This window comes from Oscillibacter sp. MSJ-31 (assembly GCF_018918025.1).
Classification (GTDB): Bacteria; Bacillota; Clostridia; order Oscillospirales; family Oscillospiraceae; genus Hominicoprocola.
This window is the reverse complement of the sequence record NZ_JAHLPT010000001.1, coordinates 248,215-263,837: the sequence shown is the minus strand read 5'-3', so window position 1 is coordinate 263,837 and position 15,623 is coordinate 248,215. Positions and strand designations below refer to the sequence as shown.

General features: G+C 62.6%; 15 protein-coding genes. 13 read left to right on the top strand and 2 right to left on the bottom strand.

The genetic code is table 11. The features are described from left to right. The first annotated feature begins 102 nt into the window (after positions 1-102). The 8 genes from KQI17_RS01180 to KQI17_RS01145 all read left to right on the top strand — a co-directional run bounded on the left by KQI17_RS01180 (position 103) and on the right by KQI17_RS01145 (position 7,346). On the top strand, positions 103-978 hold the full coding sequence (locus KQI17_RS01180) for a M23 family metallopeptidase (RefSeq protein WP_216494373.1): 876 nt from the start codon (positions 103-105) through the stop codon (positions 976-978). Between the two features lie 13 nt (positions 979-991). Continuing rightward, a complete protein-coding gene (locus KQI17_RS01175) occupies positions 992-1,585 on the top strand; it encodes a peptidase M50 (protein WP_216494372.1) in 594 nt (197 codons plus the stop codon). Between the two features lie 39 nt (positions 1,586-1,624). Continuing rightward, positions 1,625-3,457, top strand: coding sequence for a TIGR03960 family B12-binding radical SAM protein (locus KQI17_RS01170; protein ID WP_216494371.1), 1,833 nt, complete (start codon positions 1,625-1,627; stop codon positions 3,455-3,457). Beyond that, positions 3,450-4,112, top strand: a complete 663-nt coding sequence (locus KQI17_RS01165; protein ID WP_022019345.1) for a TIGR03936 family radical SAM-associated protein — start codon at positions 3,450-3,452, stop codon at positions 4,110-4,112. Before KQI17_RS01170 ends, KQI17_RS01165 begins: the two co-directional genes overlap by 8 nt. A gap of 143 nt (positions 4,113-4,255) precedes the next feature. After that, entirely contained in the window at positions 4,256-4,459 is a 204-nt protein-coding gene (gene rpmE, locus KQI17_RS01160) for a 50S ribosomal protein L31 (protein WP_022019344.1), read from the top strand. A 99-nt stretch (positions 4,460-4,558) separates the two neighbouring features. Continuing rightward, positions 4,559-5,866 carry a GTPase HflX gene (hflX, locus tag KQI17_RS01155; protein WP_216494370.1) on the top strand — a complete coding sequence of 436 codons (1,308 nt, stop codon included), beginning with the start codon at positions 4,559-4,561 and terminating at the stop codon, positions 5,864-5,866. Beyond that, a complete protein-coding gene (locus KQI17_RS01150; protein WP_216494369.1) occupies positions 5,863-6,501 on the top strand; it encodes a YigZ family protein in 639 nt (212 codons plus the stop codon). Before hflX ends, KQI17_RS01150 begins: the two co-directional genes overlap by 4 nt. A 29-nt stretch (positions 6,502-6,530) precedes the next feature. Beyond that, entirely contained in the window at positions 6,531-7,346 is an 816-nt protein-coding gene (locus KQI17_RS01145) for a VanW family protein (RefSeq protein WP_216494368.1), read from the top strand. Positions 7,347-7,381: 35 nt separating this feature from the next. On the opposite strand, the gene KQI17_RS01140 is transcribed toward KQI17_RS01145, so the two are convergent. After that, complete coding sequence (locus tag KQI17_RS01140) at positions 7,382-8,626, bottom strand: dicarboxylate/amino acid:cation symporter (RefSeq protein ID WP_216494367.1); 1,245 nt, start codon at positions 8,624-8,626, stop codon at positions 7,382-7,384. 174 nt (positions 8,627-8,800) lie between these two features. Between KQI17_RS01140 and KQI17_RS01135 the strand changes: the two genes are divergently transcribed. From KQI17_RS01135 to KQI17_RS01120, 4 genes are all read left to right on the top strand, one after another. Beyond that, the gene (locus tag KQI17_RS01135) at positions 8,801-10,219 is read left to right on the top strand and encodes a MerR family transcriptional regulator (protein ID WP_216494366.1); all 1,419 of its coding nucleotides are present in this window, start codon (positions 8,801-8,803) and stop codon (positions 10,217-10,219) included. 145 nt (positions 10,220-10,364) lie between these two features. Further along, a complete protein-coding gene (locus KQI17_RS01130; protein ID WP_216494365.1) occupies positions 10,365-10,898 on the top strand; it encodes an ECF transporter S component in 534 nt (177 codons plus the stop codon). Positions 10,899-11,121: 223 nt separating this feature from the next. Continuing rightward, complete coding sequence (locus tag KQI17_RS01125) at positions 11,122-12,501, top strand: SLC13 family permease (RefSeq protein ID WP_253285614.1); 1,380 nt, start codon at positions 11,122-11,124, stop codon at positions 12,499-12,501. Positions 12,502-12,523: 22 nt separating this feature from the next. Further along, positions 12,524-13,123 carry an AAA family ATPase gene (locus tag KQI17_RS01120; RefSeq protein ID WP_216494364.1) on the top strand — a complete coding sequence of 200 codons (600 nt, stop codon included), beginning with the start codon at positions 12,524-12,526 and terminating at the stop codon, positions 13,121-13,123. A 61-nt stretch (positions 13,124-13,184) separates the two neighbouring features. Here KQI17_RS01120 and asnA read toward each other — a convergent pair whose 3' ends face one another. Next, positions 13,185-14,192: an aspartate--ammonia ligase gene (asnA, locus tag KQI17_RS01115; RefSeq protein ID WP_022019335.1), complete on the bottom strand. Its 1,008-nt coding sequence runs from the start codon at positions 14,190-14,192 to the stop codon at positions 13,185-13,187. Positions 14,193-14,393: 201 nt separating this feature from the next. Between asnA and KQI17_RS01110 the strand changes: the two genes are divergently transcribed. Beyond that, positions 14,394-15,509: a hypothetical protein gene (locus KQI17_RS01110; protein WP_216494363.1), complete on the top strand. Its 1,116-nt coding sequence runs from the start codon at positions 14,394-14,396 to the stop codon at positions 15,507-15,509. Positions 15,510-15,623 lie beyond the last annotated feature (114 nt).

The window sequence follows — 15,623 nt, the reverse complement described above, 5'->3', positions numbered from 1 at the left end:
TGCAAGAGCCGCCGGCGGGCGGCTCTTTTTCTGCGTGCGGGCATAAGCGGCGATGCCGCGGCATAGACTGTCCCAAAACGAAAGCCAAGGGAGGAAGAGCCTATGACCGTAAGAATGCGTCTGCGCCGCTGGGCGCGCGCACAGGGGAAACGCCGCGCTGCCGCGCGGACAAAGCGAAGCGCCGCCGCAGGAAGCCGCCGCAGGGAACAGCAGCCCTCCGGCACATCGCAGCTCCGCCTTCTGCGTCTGACCGTCTGCGGCGTGCTATTCGTCTCGCTCGTGCTGCTCAAGCTCGTGCTGCCGGGGAATCTTTCGGCCTTCCGCGGTACGCTTGCCCAATGGCTCGTGCGCGACGCGGACTTTACCGAGGCGTTCTCCGCCATCGGCCACGCGGTCGCCGCGCCCGAACGATTCGCGGAGTCCCTCGGCAATGCCTACGTCGCCGTGTTTGGCGGCAGCGGTATGCAGGACGCCGCGGAGGTCGGCGGCGGGGCGGAGATCGCACAGCCGGCCGGAACAAACGAGGAGGATGCCGCAGCCAAGCCCCTGCCGGATTATGTGCTCGACGCGCAGCCGACGCTGCCCTTTTCCTATGTGTCACCGCTCGACGGCACGCTGACCTCGGGCTTCGGCTGGCGCGAGGACCCGAATACGGGTGAGGAGGCCTTTCATACCGGCCTTGACCTCGCCGCCGATGAGGGCACGCCCTTTGCCTGCTTTGCCGACGGTACGGTCGGCGTGGTGGGGGAGAGCACCGTGCTCGGCAAATATCTGACCGTCCGCCACGCGGACGGCTATGAGACGCTTTACGCCCATTGCAGCAAAATAACGGTCTCCTCCGGGCAGAGCGTTCTGCGCGGCGATACGCTCGGCGCGGTCGGCGCGACCGGCAACGCCACGGGCGCGCACCTGCACTTCGAGCTGCTCAGCGGCTCAAAATACCTCGATCCCATTGCCTATGCGGCAAAGACCGTTTAGCGCCGCCGTGCGCGTGAACGCGAGCTTCTGGCTGCTCGTGCTGCTCGCCGCCATCGTTTCTCCGCTCACGGTCGTTGCGGCGATCCTGACCGCCGCAGCGCTGCACGAGCTGGGCCACCTCGCTGCCATGCGCTACTACGGCGTATCCGTCAAGCGCTTCCGCCTTACAGCGTTCGGCGCGGAGCTGGACGCTCCCGCCCTCGCGCGGCTCTCCTATGGGCGCGAACTGATCGTCACGCTCGCGGGGGTGACAGTCAACCTTTTCTGCGCCGTTCTCCTCGCGCTCCTCGGCCTGCGGACGTGGCGGGAGTGGTGCTTTGTCTTTGCCGGAGCGCACCTTGTGCTCGCGGCCTTCAACCTCCTGCCGGTCGTTCCGCTCGACGGCGCGCGGGCGCTCTGCCTTGCCCTGTCCTTCTTTCTCGGGCCGGCCACGGGGGAGCGTATCACCGCGGCGGTCAGCCTTGCCTGCTCGCTCGCGCTTTGTGCGCTGGGACTCAAGCTCTCGCTGGAGCTGCACAGCGGATGGCTCTTTGCTTTTGCTGCCTTCGGCCTTCTCTGGGGAACGCTGCGCCAACTGGGGCTTGCGCGCGGCGGGAAAAGCGTGTAAAATACGGTCAATGTCTCTCAATAGAAAAGGAGCTTGCCTGTGGACAAACGATTGGAACGCATCCTGCCCCGCGTGCAGAAGCCGGCGCGCTATGTGGGCGGCGAGTACAACGCGGTGATGAAGGACCTCTCGCAGGTCGATACCCGCGTGGCCTTCTGCTTCCCGGACACCTATGAGATCGGTATGTCGAACCTCGGTATGCGGATCCTCTACGGCATTATGAACAACATGGAAGGCGTCTGGTGTGAGCGTGTTTTCGCCCCCTGGGGCGACATGGAGGAGGAGATGCGCCGTGCCGGCCTGCCGCTCTATGCGCTCGAGTCCGGTGATCCCATCCGCGATTTCGACATCATCGCCTTTTCCGTCGGCTACGAGATGGCGTTTCCCGCCATGCTGAATATGCTCGATCTGGCGGGCGTGCCGCTCCACGCGAGCGAGCGCACGGAGCTGACCCCGCTCGTCATCGCGGGCGGCACGGCGATGTTCAACTGCGAGCCGATCGCGGATTTTATTGACATTGCCGAGATCGGCGAGGGCGAGGAGATGAACGTCGAGCTGATCGAGCTGCACCGCAGGGCGCGGCGCGAGGGCTGGACGAAGCAGCAGTTTCTCCGTGCCGCCGCGCAGCTGGACGGCATTTATGTTCCCGGTCTCTACGAGGTGGACTACAACGCTGACGGCACGGTGAAGTCGATCACGCCGAAGGACGGCGCGCCGAAGGTCGTCACCAAGCGCATCATGCGCGACATGGACAAGGCATGGTATCCCGCCAAGACCATCGTGCCCTCCACCGAGATCGTGCAGGACCGCACCACACTCGAGCTTTTCCGCGGCTGCATCCGCGGCTGCCGCTTCTGCCAGGCGGGCTATGTCTACCGCCCCGTGCGCAACCGCTCGGAAAAGCTGCTGGTCGAATACGCCAAGGAGGCCATCGAGGATTCCGGCTACGAGGAGATGACGCTCTCCTCGCTCTCGACCTCGGATTTCCGCCCGCTTGTACAGCTCTGCGACGATCTGGAGGAGTTCTGCGCGCAGCGTCATGTGAATCTTTCGCTCCCGAGCCTGCGCGCCGACAACTTCTCCATGGCGCTCATGGAGCGGCTGCAAAAGGGAAGAAAGACCGGCCTGACCTTTGCGCCCGAGGCCGGCACGCAGCGCCTGCGCGACGCCATCAACAAGAATCTCACCGAGGAGGACCTGCTGGCCTCCTGCCGCCGCGCCTTTGCCGGCGGCTACAGCGCGGTCAAGCTCTACTTCATGCTGGGACTTCCGACCGAGACGGACGAGGACGTGCTCGGCATTGCCGAGGTCGCGTCCCACGTCATGCACGCATGGCGCGAGAGCGCGAGCAACAAGAACCGCGGCGTGCGCATCACGGTCTCGACCTCGTGGTTTGTGCCCAAGGCGCACACGGCGTTTCAGTGGGAGCCGCAGATCCCCAAGGAGGAGTACGAGCGCCGCGTGAAGCTGCTGCGCGAGAATATGCTGACGAAATCCGTTACCTACAACTGGCACGATTCCGACACGAGCTATATGGAGGCCGTCATTTCTCGCGGCGACCGGCGGCTTTGCAGGGTGATCGAAACGGCGTGGCGCAAGGGCGAGCACCTCTCCGCGTGGGAGGAGTATTTCTCCCTCGACCGCTGGCTCGAGGCTTTTGAGGAGTGCGGTCTTGACCCGCACTTTTACGCCAACCGCAAGCGCGAAAAGGACGAGCTGATGCCCTGGGCGATGATCTCGAGCGGCGTGACGGAGCAGTACCTCTGGCGCGAGCATGAGCGGTGCTACCAGTCCGTCACCACGCCGGACTGCCGCACACACTGCAACGGCTGCGGCGCGAATCTCTTATTGGGGAGGCCATGCGATGGCTAAGCTGAGACTTCTTTTCACCAAGGAGGCGCAGGCCTCCTACATCTCGCACCTCGACACGATGCGAACCTTCCAACGTGTGTTTCCCCGTGCGGAGCTGCACCTCAAGCACTCCAACGGCTTTCACCCGCACCCCATCATCTCCATCGTCCTGCCGCTGCCGGTGGGGCAGTCGAGCGACTGCGAGCTGCTCGACTTTGAAACGGTGGAGGAGACCGACGGCGCGGGCATCGCCGAAAAGCTCAACACGGGTCTGCCCGCGGGCTTGCGCGTGCGGGAGTGCTATCCGGTCACGCGCCCCGTGCGCGAGTTCACGTTCCTGCGCGCACGGCTGGAGCTGCTCTATGATAACGGCGTGCCCGCCGGCACGGCGGACGCGCTGCGCGCGCTGTTCGCGCGCGAAACGCTGATGATTGAAAAGCGCACCAAGCATAAGGAGCTCGCGCAGATCGACATTGCGCCGCTGATCCGCGAAATGACCCTCACCGAGCAGGACGGAAGCATCCTTGCCGACGCCGTGGTCGCCGCGCAGAACCCGGGGCTGAACCCCGCCTATCTCGCACAGGCGATCGAGCGCGAGCTTCCGTCGCTCAAGCCGGACTTCGTCCGCGTGCGCCGCACGGAAATTTACGATACAGAGGGGAACGTTTTCCGCTGAAAATTGCACGTGCTGCGGCAACTTTTGATGATTTTATCGAAAAGTACAAAATTTGTGCTTGCAATTTGGCGAAAAGCGTGATATTATCCTTTTTGGCTTTTTGACGAAAGCACTCTCGGATCGGAAAGAGGTGAACACGAGCAATGAAGGAAGGAATCCATCCCAATTATCAGCAGACTACTATTACTTGCGCCTGCGGTAATGTGATTGAGACAGGTTCCACCAAGGCGAACATCAAGGTGGAAGTGTGCTCAAAGTGTCACCCCTACTTCACGGGCAAGCAGAAGCTGGTCGATACCGGCGGCCGCGTTGCCAAGTTCAACAAGAAGTTCGGTCTGGACAAGTAAGAACTGCGAAAGAGGTCTGCGGAAGCAGACCTCTTTTTCTTTACATTTTTCGTTCCCTTGCGTATACTGAAGGAAAGAAACGCAGAAAAGGTGATTCCTATGGAAGAAAACAAACTCAAAACCGTGGAGCAGCCGCGCGACCGCGTGGTGCTTGTCGGTCTTTCCTCGCCGGTGCTCAAGGCGGACAGCGCGGACGAGGAGAGCATGGACGAGCTTGCCGCGCTCGTCGAGACCGCCGGCGCGGTGAGCGTTGCGACCGTGCTGCAAAACCTTCCGTCCCCGAATCCGCGCAGCTTCATCGGCGAGGGCAAGGTGGCGGAGATCAAGGAGCTTATCGGCTCGACCGAGGCGACGATGGCGATCTTCGACAACGACCTGTCACCCTCGCAGATGCGCGTGCTGACGGAGGATCTGGGCGTGCAGGTGCTCGACCGCAGCGGGCTGATCCTTGATATTTTTGCCCAGCGTGCCAAAACAAAGGAGGGCCGCTTGCAGGTTGAGCTGGCGCAGTACCAATATCTGCTGCCGCGCCTGATCGGCATGTGGACGCACCTGGAGCGTCAGGCGGGCACGAGCGGCAAGGGGCCCATCGGCTCCAAAGGCCCTGGCGAAACGCAGCTCGAGACCGACCGCCGCCACATCCACCGCAAGATCGACAAGCTCAAGGAGGATCTGGACGAGGTGCGCCGCGTGCGCGGCACGCAGCGCGAGCGTCGGATGAAGAATGAGATCCCGGTCGTTGCCATCGTCGGCTATACGAACGCAGGCAAATCGACGCTGCTCAACGCCCTCACCGGCGCGGACATTCCGGCGAATAACCGGCTGTTCGATACGCTCGACACCACCACCCGGCTGCTGACCGTCTCCGACACGCTCGATGTCGTCATCTCCGACACGGTCGGCTTCATCCGCAAGCTGCCGCATCAGCTCATCGACGCCTTCAAGGCGACGCTTGAGGAGCTGGAGTATGCCGACCTTCTGCTGCACGTCATCGACATTTCCAACCCTGAGTGGATCGCGCAGGCGGAGGTGGTGGATCAGCTCATCCACGACCTCGGCGCGGAGGGCATCCCCTGCATCCGCGTGTACAACAAGTCCGACCTGTTCTACGGCGATATCCGCCCGCACGGCGAGCGCACGGTGAACCTCAGCGCCAGGACCGGCGAGGGGCTCGACGAGCTGCTGCGCGCCATCGACGCCGAGCTTGACAAGGGCACGCGCCGCGTGACCATCCATTTGCCCTACGACAAGGGCGGCTGGCTCGACAGCCTCTACCGTGAGGCCAAGGTCGAGAGCGTGGAGTACGGCGAGACCATCGACATTGTGGCGGTCTGCACGCCGCGCGTGCTCGGCCGGGTCAAGGACTACGTCGAGGGCTACACCGAGCCGAAGGAGGACTGGGAGTGAGCGCACCGCAGAGCTACTATGTCCCCGTGGACGTGGGGGAAGCGGAGTTCACTGAAAAGCGCTCGCGCTTTCTCGGCCACATCCGCCGCGTGGAGACCGAGGCCGAGGCCCGCGCTTTCCTCGACGAGATGCGGAAAAAATACTACGACGCGCGCCACAACTGCTGGTGCTACGTCCTGCACGAGGGTGGCGTCGTGCGCTACGGCGACGACGGCGAGCCGCAGGGCACCGCCGGTCAGCCGATGCTCAACGTCCTTCAGCGCGAGGGCGTGGAGAATGTCGTCTGCGTTGTGACGCGCTACTTCGGCGGTGTGCTGCTCGGCGCGGGCGGGCTGACGCGCGCCTACGCAAAGTCCGCGAAGGACGCGCTTGACGCGGCGGGCAAGGCGCGGATGCGCCTGTGGTCTGCCGTGACGGTAGACTGCCCCTATCCGATGCTCGAGCGCCTGAAGCTGCTCGCCACCGCCCACGGCGGCACGGTGGAGGGCACCGACTTCGGCGCGGCGGTGAGCGTCCGCATCCTGCTGCCGCAGGAGAATGCGGCGGGCTTTGACGCCGCGCTCACCGAGCTGTCCGCCGGCACCATGATCGCGCGGCGCGAAGGAGAGCGTTTCCTGCCCGGACCGCGCGAATAGAAACAAGAAAAAGCAAGGAGGAACGACCGATGAAGGAACCCGTTGCCCGCTCCGACCTGCGCCTCGCTCTCGGCGGGGCCTACTATGGGACCCTGCGCAAGCTCCTGTGGCTCAAGGAGCGAAGCTCCTTTGCACGTGAGCGCTGTGAAGCGATCCTGCCTTACAGCGCGGCGAGTCACAAAACGCCCCTGATGCGCAGGCTGCGGGACGTGGATATGTGGATGCAGGAGAACAAGGTGACAAACCTCCGCCTTGCCTCCGTGCGGGTGAACGGCATCGTGCTCCACCCGGGGCAGACCTTCAGCTACTGGTATCTCATCGGCCGCCCGACGGCGAGGAAGGGCTATCTGCCCGGTATGCTGCTGCGCAACGGCAGGGCCGTTGCGGGCGTCGGCGGGGGACTGTGCCAGCTTTCAAACCTCATTTTCTGGATGACGCTCCACACGCCGCTGACCGTCACCGAGCGCCACCGCCACGGCTACGACGTCTTTCCGGATTCGGACCGCACGCAGCCCTTCGGCAGCGGCGCGACCTGCTTTTATCCCTACGGCGACCTGATGATCCGCAACGACACGGCAGACGATTATCAGCTCCTCGTCACGGTCGGCGAGCACGACCTCATCGGCGAGTGGCGCTGCTCCGCCGCGCCGGAGTGCCGCTACGAAATCGTTGAGCGCGGCCACGAGATGCGCGCGGAGTATTGGGGCGGCTACACGCGCCACAACGTGCTCTGGCAGCAGCGCTTCGATGCGGACGGTGTGCTGCTCGACGAGAAGCCCGTCGTGCGCAACGATGCCATCATGATGTATTCGCCCTACCTCGAAGAGGGAGGCGCGAACGAATAAACGAAAGCATCTGCCTTGCGGCAGATGCTTTTCTGCTATGCTGTGCGCTCGCCGTCCGTGCGCTCCAGCCAGCCGCTGCCCTCGGTGATGCGGGTGACGAGGAAGGAAGCGGCGTAGTCGCCCGCAGCGTTGACCATCGTGGCGGGCGGATCGACCAGATTCCCGATGGTGACGGCGATGGGGTAGGCAACCGCCATCCGGTCGGGGAAGAAGAGCGAGCAGAGAATGAACTCGGCGATGTAGCCGCCGCCCGGGATGCCGCTCATGGCGACGGAGGAAAAGACCGCCACGGCCAGCACCTCGGCAAACAGTCCCGCGCCCTCAAACGGCAGGCCAAACACGCCGAAGAGAAACGCGACCTTGAGCACGCAACTGAAGCACGAGCCGTCCATGTGCATCGTCGCGCCCAGCGGCAGCACAAGATCCGCGACCTCGTGCGGGATGCCGCTGTCCTCTGCGGCCTCCATATTCGCCGGAATGGTGGCGACGGACGAGCAGGTGCCGAGCGCGGTCACCGCGGGGCGCAGGATGTGCCGCCGCAGCCGCCGTACCCCCTCACGCCCGCCGCCGAGATACGCCAGAAGCGGGAAGGCGAGCAGTGCATAGACGAAGCAGAGCGGGTAGTAGGCCAGCATCGCGCGGGCATAGGACGCCGTGATCTGCGCGCCGTAGCTTGCGACCATCGCGGCGAAGAAGCCGAAGAAGGCGATGGGGGCGTAGCAGCTCACGAGCGAGACCATCTTCAAAAGGCACTTTGTCGCGTCGTCCAGCACCCGCGCCGTTACGGTATCCGGCCCGCCGCAGGCGGAGACCGAAAAGCCGAAGAGCAGGGAAAAGACGATCAGCGGCAGCATCGCCCGCCGCGAGAGCAGCGCGGAGAAATCGTTGACGGTGAAGAAGTTGACGAGCAGCGTCGCAAGCGGCGCGGGATCGTCCACCGTGCCCGCCGCGGCATCGGTCCACGGCGTCAGCACCGGGGGAAAGACACGCACGATGACCAGCATGATAAAGGCCGCGAGCAGCCCGGTGACAACAAAGACGCCGAGCGTCGCGCCGAGGATGCGCCCCGCCCTGCGCCGCGAGCGCGTATTGGCGATGCTGCCCGCGAGCGAGCAGAACACCAGCGGCACGACGAGGCAGAACATCATGTTGATGAACACGGTGCCGAGCGGCTCAAGGCAGACAGCCCCGGGCCAGGCCGCGCCGACGGCGCAGCCGAGCACGATACATCCGAGCATCGCGGCAAGGAAGCCGTAGCTCCGATAGAAGGAATGGGTCATAAAAAGCCCTCCGATCTCCCAGATTTTTGTGTCTATCTCTATCCATAGCGGGAGACAGGCTCGAATATGACCGAAAAATTTGGAAAAAGGGCTTGACTGTCAAGTTGCTTTATGCCTTACAATGCGGTATCATAACATTGGGAAGGATCGGCGCAGAGCGCAGAAGGAGAGCCTATGAACATCAAAGAGATCGAAGAGCGCAGCGGCCTGACGCGCGCGAACATCCGCTACTACGAGCAGGAGGGTCTGATCGCTCCCGTGCGGCGGGAGAATAAATACCGCGACTACAGCGAGGAGGATCTGGAGACGTTGCTGCGCGTCGCGCTGCTGCGGAATCTCGGCTTCTCGCTCGACGAGATCAGGCGGCTGCAATCCGGCGAGCTGGAGCTTGCCGCCGCCATGCGAGAGCGCAGCGCGGCGCTGGAGACCGAGGGACAGCGTCTGCTCGCGGCAAAAAGCGTTTGCGACGCCATCTCCCGCGAGGTGGCAAGCTATTCCGCCTTACGGCCGGAGAACTACCTCAACGGCTTTGAGCCGGACGCAGCGGCGAAGCAGCGGGACGTTGCCGAGCCGCACCCGTGGCGGCGCTATTTTGCCCGCGGCATCGACCTCGCGCTCGTGGGGCTTCCGGTCTCGTTCGTGCAGTATGTGCTGCTACACCGCAACTACACAACCGTTTCCCGGTGGGAGGACATCGTCTGCGCTCTGATCGGCTGGGGATTGCTGCTCCTCCTTGAGCCGCTGCTGCTCGCGCGCTTCGGCACGACCGCCGGCAAGTGGTGCATGGGCATCACCGTGACGCGGCCGGACGGCGAACGACTCAGCTACAGCGAAGCGCTGAACCGAACGGCGCTCGTGTGGTTTTACGGCGCCGGACTTGGCCTGCCGCTTGTGGAGCTTGTGTGTAGCTACCTCAGCTACCGACGCTATACGCGGGGCGAGGAGCTTGCGTGGGAGGAGGGCAGCGTCGAGCGCTTCGACGAGCGCGGCACGGGAAAGATGGTGCTGCTCTTCATGGCCTGCTGGGCTGTGCGCGGCACGCTGACCGTCGCTATGGCGCTCACAGCCATGATGCCGCCGAACCGCGGCGACCTGACCGTGGCGGAATTTGCGGAGAACGTCAATTTCTACCGCGACTTTTTCGACTATGGTGAGCGCTGGTCGCTCGACGAAAACGGCGAGTGGGCAGAGAACCAATACGAGAATGTGGTCTACTTCGGCGGGGGCGACGGTCCCGCGCCGTTCACCTACACGGTGGAGGAGGGAACGCTCCGCGCCGTGCATTGGGCATATACCGAGACGGCGGAAACGATCTACGGCACGGGCGATGAGAATGCCCGCATGGCGTACCTCGCGCTCGCTGCGGCGCAAAAGGGCACGAGCCTTTTCAACATCCGCAGCGTGGTAAAGCAGATCGGCTCGAACAGCTGGGCGGGCGATGCCGACTATTCCGCCGCGTGGAAGAATGTCGATATGCGCTACGACGCGCGGATCGAGGGGGAGTATTATTACAGCGAGGGCTTCTTCCTCTCCGTGCAGGACGGTCAGCCCATCACGGTCACGCTGACCTTTGACGCAAGGCTCGCGGAATAACGGGGAAAAGGGGAAGCGGCGGCACAGCCCTGTGCCGCCGCCTTCAAATTTTATCCCCGCGGGGCTTGCAGGGAGAGATTTTCTGTTGTAAACTAAAAGCATACCAAAGATAAGGGGAATCCGATCCGTGCAAAAAGCAACGCAAATGACCGCTACCAAACGCCTTGTCCTCACCGCCGTGAACATCGCGCTGTGCCTTGTCCTGCCAATGGCATTCCATTCTATCCCGAACGGCGGCAAGATCATGCTGCCGATGCACATTCCCGTGCTGCTGTGCGGCATGGTCTGTGGCGCTCCCTACGGCGCGGTCTGCGGCCTGCTTGGCCCCATGCTTTCAAGCGTTCTCACCGGAATGCCGACAGCGGCCCTGATGCCTGCTATGATGGTCGAGTGCGCGGCCTACGGCTTGACGACCGGCCTGATGCTGCGCCTTGTACGCACGGGGAAGACCTATGCCGACCTCTACCTGTCGCTCGTCGCCGCAATGCTGGTCGGCCGCCTTGTCTCCGGTGTGACAAAGGCTCTCTTTTTCATGGCGGGACAGTATATCATGCAGGCATGGATCGCCGCGAGCTTCGTGACGGCGCTGCCGGGCATCGTGCTCCAGCTCGCCGTCGTGCCGAGCATCGTTTACTATCTCATGCGCGCGGGACTGATCCCGCAGCGCTACCCGAGATGAGGAAAGAGCCGCGAGAGGACAGGCGCTTGCTGTTCTTTTTCGAGCGCCGCAGACGGAAGACCAGTGCCCGCGTGTCGGTCGGGCGGCGCCTCCGGGTGACAGGGTTCTTAACAGGAAATTAGCGGATATAGTTGTTTTTTTAATTTTTAGGCGCAAAATATTGTGTTTTTTCTGTTGCGGGACCTGCGCGGCAGACGTATAATACCCTCACTTGCTTTTTGAAATGGGGGTCACTGCTATGCTTGCGCAGGTCATTGCGATCTGTATTTTTCTCGGTATGTTTCTGCTGATTATCCTCGATCAGTTCGAGCGCCACATCATCACGCTCGTCAGCGGAGCGCTGGTACTTATTCTCGTCTTCGGCGTTTGTATGCACTCGCCCGCGGCGATCTGGGAGGCGCTCAATCTCCGCTCGTTCTTCACGGCGAGCTTCTGGTACGGAGCCGGTGAGGAGAGCACGGCGGGCATCAACTGGTCCACCATCCTCTTCATCGCGGGCATGATGATCATGGTCGAGGGGCTTGGTAAGGCGGGCTTCTTCCGCTGGCTGTGCCTGTCGCTCGCAAAGCTCGTTCACTACCATGTGGTGCCGCTGCTCATCTGCTTCATGTGCCTTTCGGCGGTGCTTTCGATGTTCATCGACAGCATCACGGTCGTGCTCTTTCTCGCCACCGTCACGCTCGAGCTGGCGCAGACGATGAAGTTTGACCCCGTGCCGATGATCCTCTCGGAGATCTTCTGCGCGAACCTCGGCGGCGCGGCGACCATGTGCGGCGACCCGCCGAACATCATCATCGGCACCTCGCTTGGCTATACGTTCTTTGACTTCATCGAAAATACCGGCGCGATCGTCGCGGTCTGCTTCGCGGCTGTCGCCGTCTATTTCTGGCTGTGCTTCCGCAAGGAGTTGCTGCGTGAGGAGCGCGCGAACGGCGGGCCGGTCGTCTGCCCGGAGCCGTCGAGCGCCATCACGGACCGCAGAGCCTTCGGCGCGAGCGCTGCCGTATTCCTGCTGGCGGTCGTGCTGCTCGTGACGCACGCGCAGACGGGTCTGACGGTTGCCTGCATCGGCGTGATCGTCGCGGCGCTGACGCTGCTTGTGATGGCGCTGTCGCACGGAAGGGCGACGGTGCTCGAGGTCATCCGCGGCGTGGACTACAAAACGCTGCTCTTCTTCATCGGCCTGTTCGTCTCGGTCTGCGGGCTGGAAAAGACGGGCGTGCTGGAGATCATCGCGCGCTTTATCACCAACATCAGCGGCGGCCATGTGGCGACGATCGTCGTCATCATTCTCTGGCTCTCCGCCGTCACCAGCGCCTTTGTGGACAATATTCCCTTTGCCGCCACGATGATTCCGGTCATCCGCTCCATCGCCGCGGTCGAGGGCATGGACGTGGGCGTGCTGGCATGGGCGCTGTCCCTCGGCACGGACCTCGGCGGCAACGCGACACCCATCGGTGCGAGCGCGAACGTGGTCGGCACCTCGGTATCCGCCAAGGGCGGCTATCCCATCGGCTGGGGGCGCTACTGCAAATACTGCGTGCCCGCCACGATCCTCGTGATGGCGGTGTCCACGGTGTGTCTGTTCCTGCGCTACCTCTGAGAGAAGAAAGGAGTATACCACGATGAAAGACCAGATCATCATTACCATGGGCCGTGAGCACGGCAGCGGCGGCCACTACATTGCCGACATGATCGCCCGCGCGCTCGGCATCAAGCTCTACGACAAGGATTCCATCGAGTCGGAGATCGTCTCCGAGGGCTACAGCGAGGAGCTGATCCGCCGGATGGACGAGAAGCCGGTCAACTTCTTTGCCTCCCGCCGTATCGGGCGCTTTTCCAATTCGCTCGAGGTCAACGTGGCGGAAAAGACCTTTGATATGATCCGCGCCAAGGCGGCGAGCGGGGAATCCTTCCTGCTCATCGGCCGTTGCGGCGAGCAGGTGCTCAAGGACGATCCGCACCGCATCAGCCTCTTCATCGGCGGCGATCCACACGCCAAGCTCTGCCGCGTGATGGAGAAAAAGGGGCTCTCCGCAGAGGAGGCCATCGAGGAGATCCGCACGGTCGACCACCAGCGCAAGGCTTACCACAACTACTACTGCGAGATGAAGTGGGGCGACGCCCGCGCCTATGATCTCACGGTCAAAAGCGACGTGCTTGGCATGGAGGGTACGGCGGAGATGCTGATCCGCTACATCCGAGCCTTTCAGGAAAAGGACTGAACAAGAGAAAGAGGAAGCCGCGGCAATGCCGCGGCTTCCTTTGTTCGATTCCGATGTACGCTTACAGCAGCAGAATGCCGGCGTCCGCGCAGGTCTTGAGGGTGTCGTCGTCCCAGAGGCTGACCTGCACCTCGCCGATGTGGGCGGTGCCGATCATCAGCATACAAAGACGGCTCTGACCGATGCCGCCGCCCATGGTCAGGGGCAGCTCGCCGGCGAGCAGCATCTTGTGGAAGGGAAGCTCCCGGCGGTCGTCGCAGCCGGAGACGGTGAGCTGGTGGTCGAGGGACTCGGGGCTGACGCGGATGCCCATGGAGGAGATCTCAAACGCGCGGCCCAGGACGTCGTTCCAGAACAGCAGATCGCCGTTGAGCGTCCAGTCGTCGTAGTCGGGCGCGCGGCCGTCGTGCTTGATGCCAGAGTGCAGGGTAAGACCGATCTGCATCAGGAAGACGGTGCCGTGCTCACGGCAGATGGCATCCTCGCGCTGCTTGGGGGTGAGGTCGGGGTACTTGTCCTCCAGCTCCTGCGTGGTGATGAAGAACACGTCGCGGGAGAGCTTGGTGTGCAGGCTCGGGAAGGCGATGCCGAGCGCGTCGTTCGTCTCGACGATGGCGCCGACAATGTCACGCACCGTGCGCTTGAGGTAGGAGACGTTGCGGTCGCCGGCGTCGATGACCTTTTCCCAGTCCCACTGATCGACGTAGATGGAGTGGAGGTTGTCCACCTCTTCGTCGCGGCGGATGGCGTTCATATCGGTGAACAGGCCCTTGCCGACATTGAACTCGTAGCGCTTGAGCGCCAGACGCTTCCACTTGGCGAGGCTCTGCACGACCTGCGCGTTGTGGCCGACGTCGGGGATATCGAAGCTGACGGGGCGCTCCACGCCGTTGAGGTTATCGTTCAGACCGGAATTTTCTTCCACGAAGAGGGGAGCGGAAACGCGGCGCAGATTGAGCGCGTTGCTCAGGTTGACCTGAAAATTACTCTTGATGAATTCAATGGCGCGCTGCATCTCGTAAACGTTCAGCGGCGTGTGATAGTGGGCGGGAATGTAGGTCTTGCTCATTGCCGGTTCACTCCTTCAAAATGTTTGTATGTTTGATATGGATAAAAAACATAAATTTGATTATAGCAAGTTACACAAAAAAATCAAGAAGAAAATGTGTAGAAAGCGTAAAGTTTCTTTGCCCCAAAATCCCTTGACGCTGCGGGCGAAAAACGGTATCATAAGCGGAGCTTACGGAAGAAACAGCGGAGGGGATCGGATTTGGAAGAGAAGAAGTGGAACGCGGGCAGCATCGGCCTGACCTTTGCGGGCTCCTTTCTCGGCGCAGGCTATGTGTCGGGGCAGGAGCTGTGGCAGTTTTTCGGCTCGTTCGGCGGCGGGGGACTGCTCGGCGTGCTTGCGGCGATGGCGCTGCTGGCGGTGTTTGGGCTGGCGCTGATGTACATCATTTCCCGCACCGGCATTGCGGAGATGGACGCTGTGCTCGTGCCGTGGGAGCGGCTGGCGTGGCTGCGGAAGCTGTCGTCTGCGCTGCAGCTGATCTTGCTCTTCGGCGTCATAGCGATCATGTACGCCGGCGGCGGCGCGCTGCTCGAGCAGCTTTTCTCGCTGCCGACGTGGCTCGGCCGGACGCTGATGGCTGTGCTCGTGACGCTTGTGGCGCTGCGGGGTCTGCGCGGCGCGGTGGGAGCCTTTTCGCTCATCGTGCCGGTGATCGTCGCGCTCACGCTGCTCTTCGGCGGCATGGCACTCGCGCGGTACGGCGTGAGCCTTCCGGCCTTCGGCGCAGCGGAGGGGAGCAATCCGCTCATGCGCAGCGCGGCCTTCGGCGCGGTGACCTTCGCTTTCTATAATTTCTTCGGCTCGGTCGGCATTTTAGCGCCGCTCGGCGAGGCGGCGTCCTCCAAAAGGGCGGCGCGCCGCGGCGTGCTCCTCGGCACGGCGCTGCTTCTGCTCATCGCTTACAGTGTGCTGCTTGCGGTGATGGCCGTGCCGGAGACTGCGGACGCGGAGCTGCCGATGCTGGCGCTGGCCTACGGCCTCAGCCGCCCGCTGGGCTATGTCTACGGCATCCTGCTCCTGCTGTGTATGTACGGCTCGGCGCTGTCCATGACCGTCGCCATCACGACCTACGCCTCGGCGCGGTCAGAGCGCGTGGAGAAGCGGCGCGGATGGTTCATTCTCGCGCTGGGAGCGCTGGGCTACGCCGCGAGCAGCGTCGGCTTCGGCGACCTCATCAGCGTTGTCTATCCGGTCTTCGGCTACTGCAGCAGCGTGTTCATCGTCTGCCTGCTTGTCCATGCCGCGCAGACGCGAAAAAAAGAATATAAATTTTTTGAAAATTCAGGAACAAAAGAGGAAGAAATTTCGTCTTAAAAACAGCACAGAGAAATGGTTACAATTTGTATCCAAATTGTAACCATTTCGCAAAGACTTCTTAAGAAACCTGTGTTATACTGTATGAAGTGTATTACACACAGCAAATCCGGG

Excerpts from the sequence above, each read along its gene's own strand:
- asnA (WP_022019335.1), bottom strand. The coding sequence starts at position 14,192 with ATGAGCAAGACCTACATTCCCGCCCACTATCACACGCCGCTGAACGTT.
- KQI17_RS01125 (WP_253285614.1), top strand. The coding sequence starts at position 11,122 with ATGGGGGTCACTGCTATGCTTGCGCAGGTCATTGCGATCTGTATTTTT.
- KQI17_RS01135 (WP_216494366.1), top strand. The coding sequence starts at position 8,801 with ATGAACATCAAAGAGATCGAAGAGCGCAGCGGCCTGACGCGCGCGAAC.
- KQI17_RS01140 (WP_216494367.1), bottom strand. The coding sequence starts at position 8,626 with ATGACCCATTCCTTCTATCGGAGCTACGGCTTCCTTGCCGCGATGCTC.
- KQI17_RS01120 (WP_216494364.1), top strand. The coding sequence starts at position 12,524 with ATGAAAGACCAGATCATCATTACCATGGGCCGTGAGCACGGCAGCGGC.
- rpmE (WP_022019344.1), top strand. The coding sequence starts at position 4,256 with ATGAAGGAAGGAATCCATCCCAATTATCAGCAGACTACTATTACTTGC.
- hflX (WP_216494370.1), top strand. The coding sequence starts at position 4,559 with ATGGAAGAAAACAAACTCAAAACCGTGGAGCAGCCGCGCGACCGCGTG.
- KQI17_RS01180 (WP_216494373.1), top strand. The coding sequence starts at position 103 with ATGACCGTAAGAATGCGTCTGCGCCGCTGGGCGCGCGCACAGGGGAAA.
- KQI17_RS01130 (WP_216494365.1), top strand. The coding sequence starts at position 10,365 with ATGACCGCTACCAAACGCCTTGTCCTCACCGCCGTGAACATCGCGCTG.
- KQI17_RS01145 (WP_216494368.1), top strand. The coding sequence starts at position 6,531 with ATGAAGGAACCCGTTGCCCGCTCCGACCTGCGCCTCGCTCTCGGCGGG.
- KQI17_RS01165 (WP_022019345.1), top strand. The coding sequence starts at position 3,450 with ATGGCTAAGCTGAGACTTCTTTTCACCAAGGAGGCGCAGGCCTCCTAC.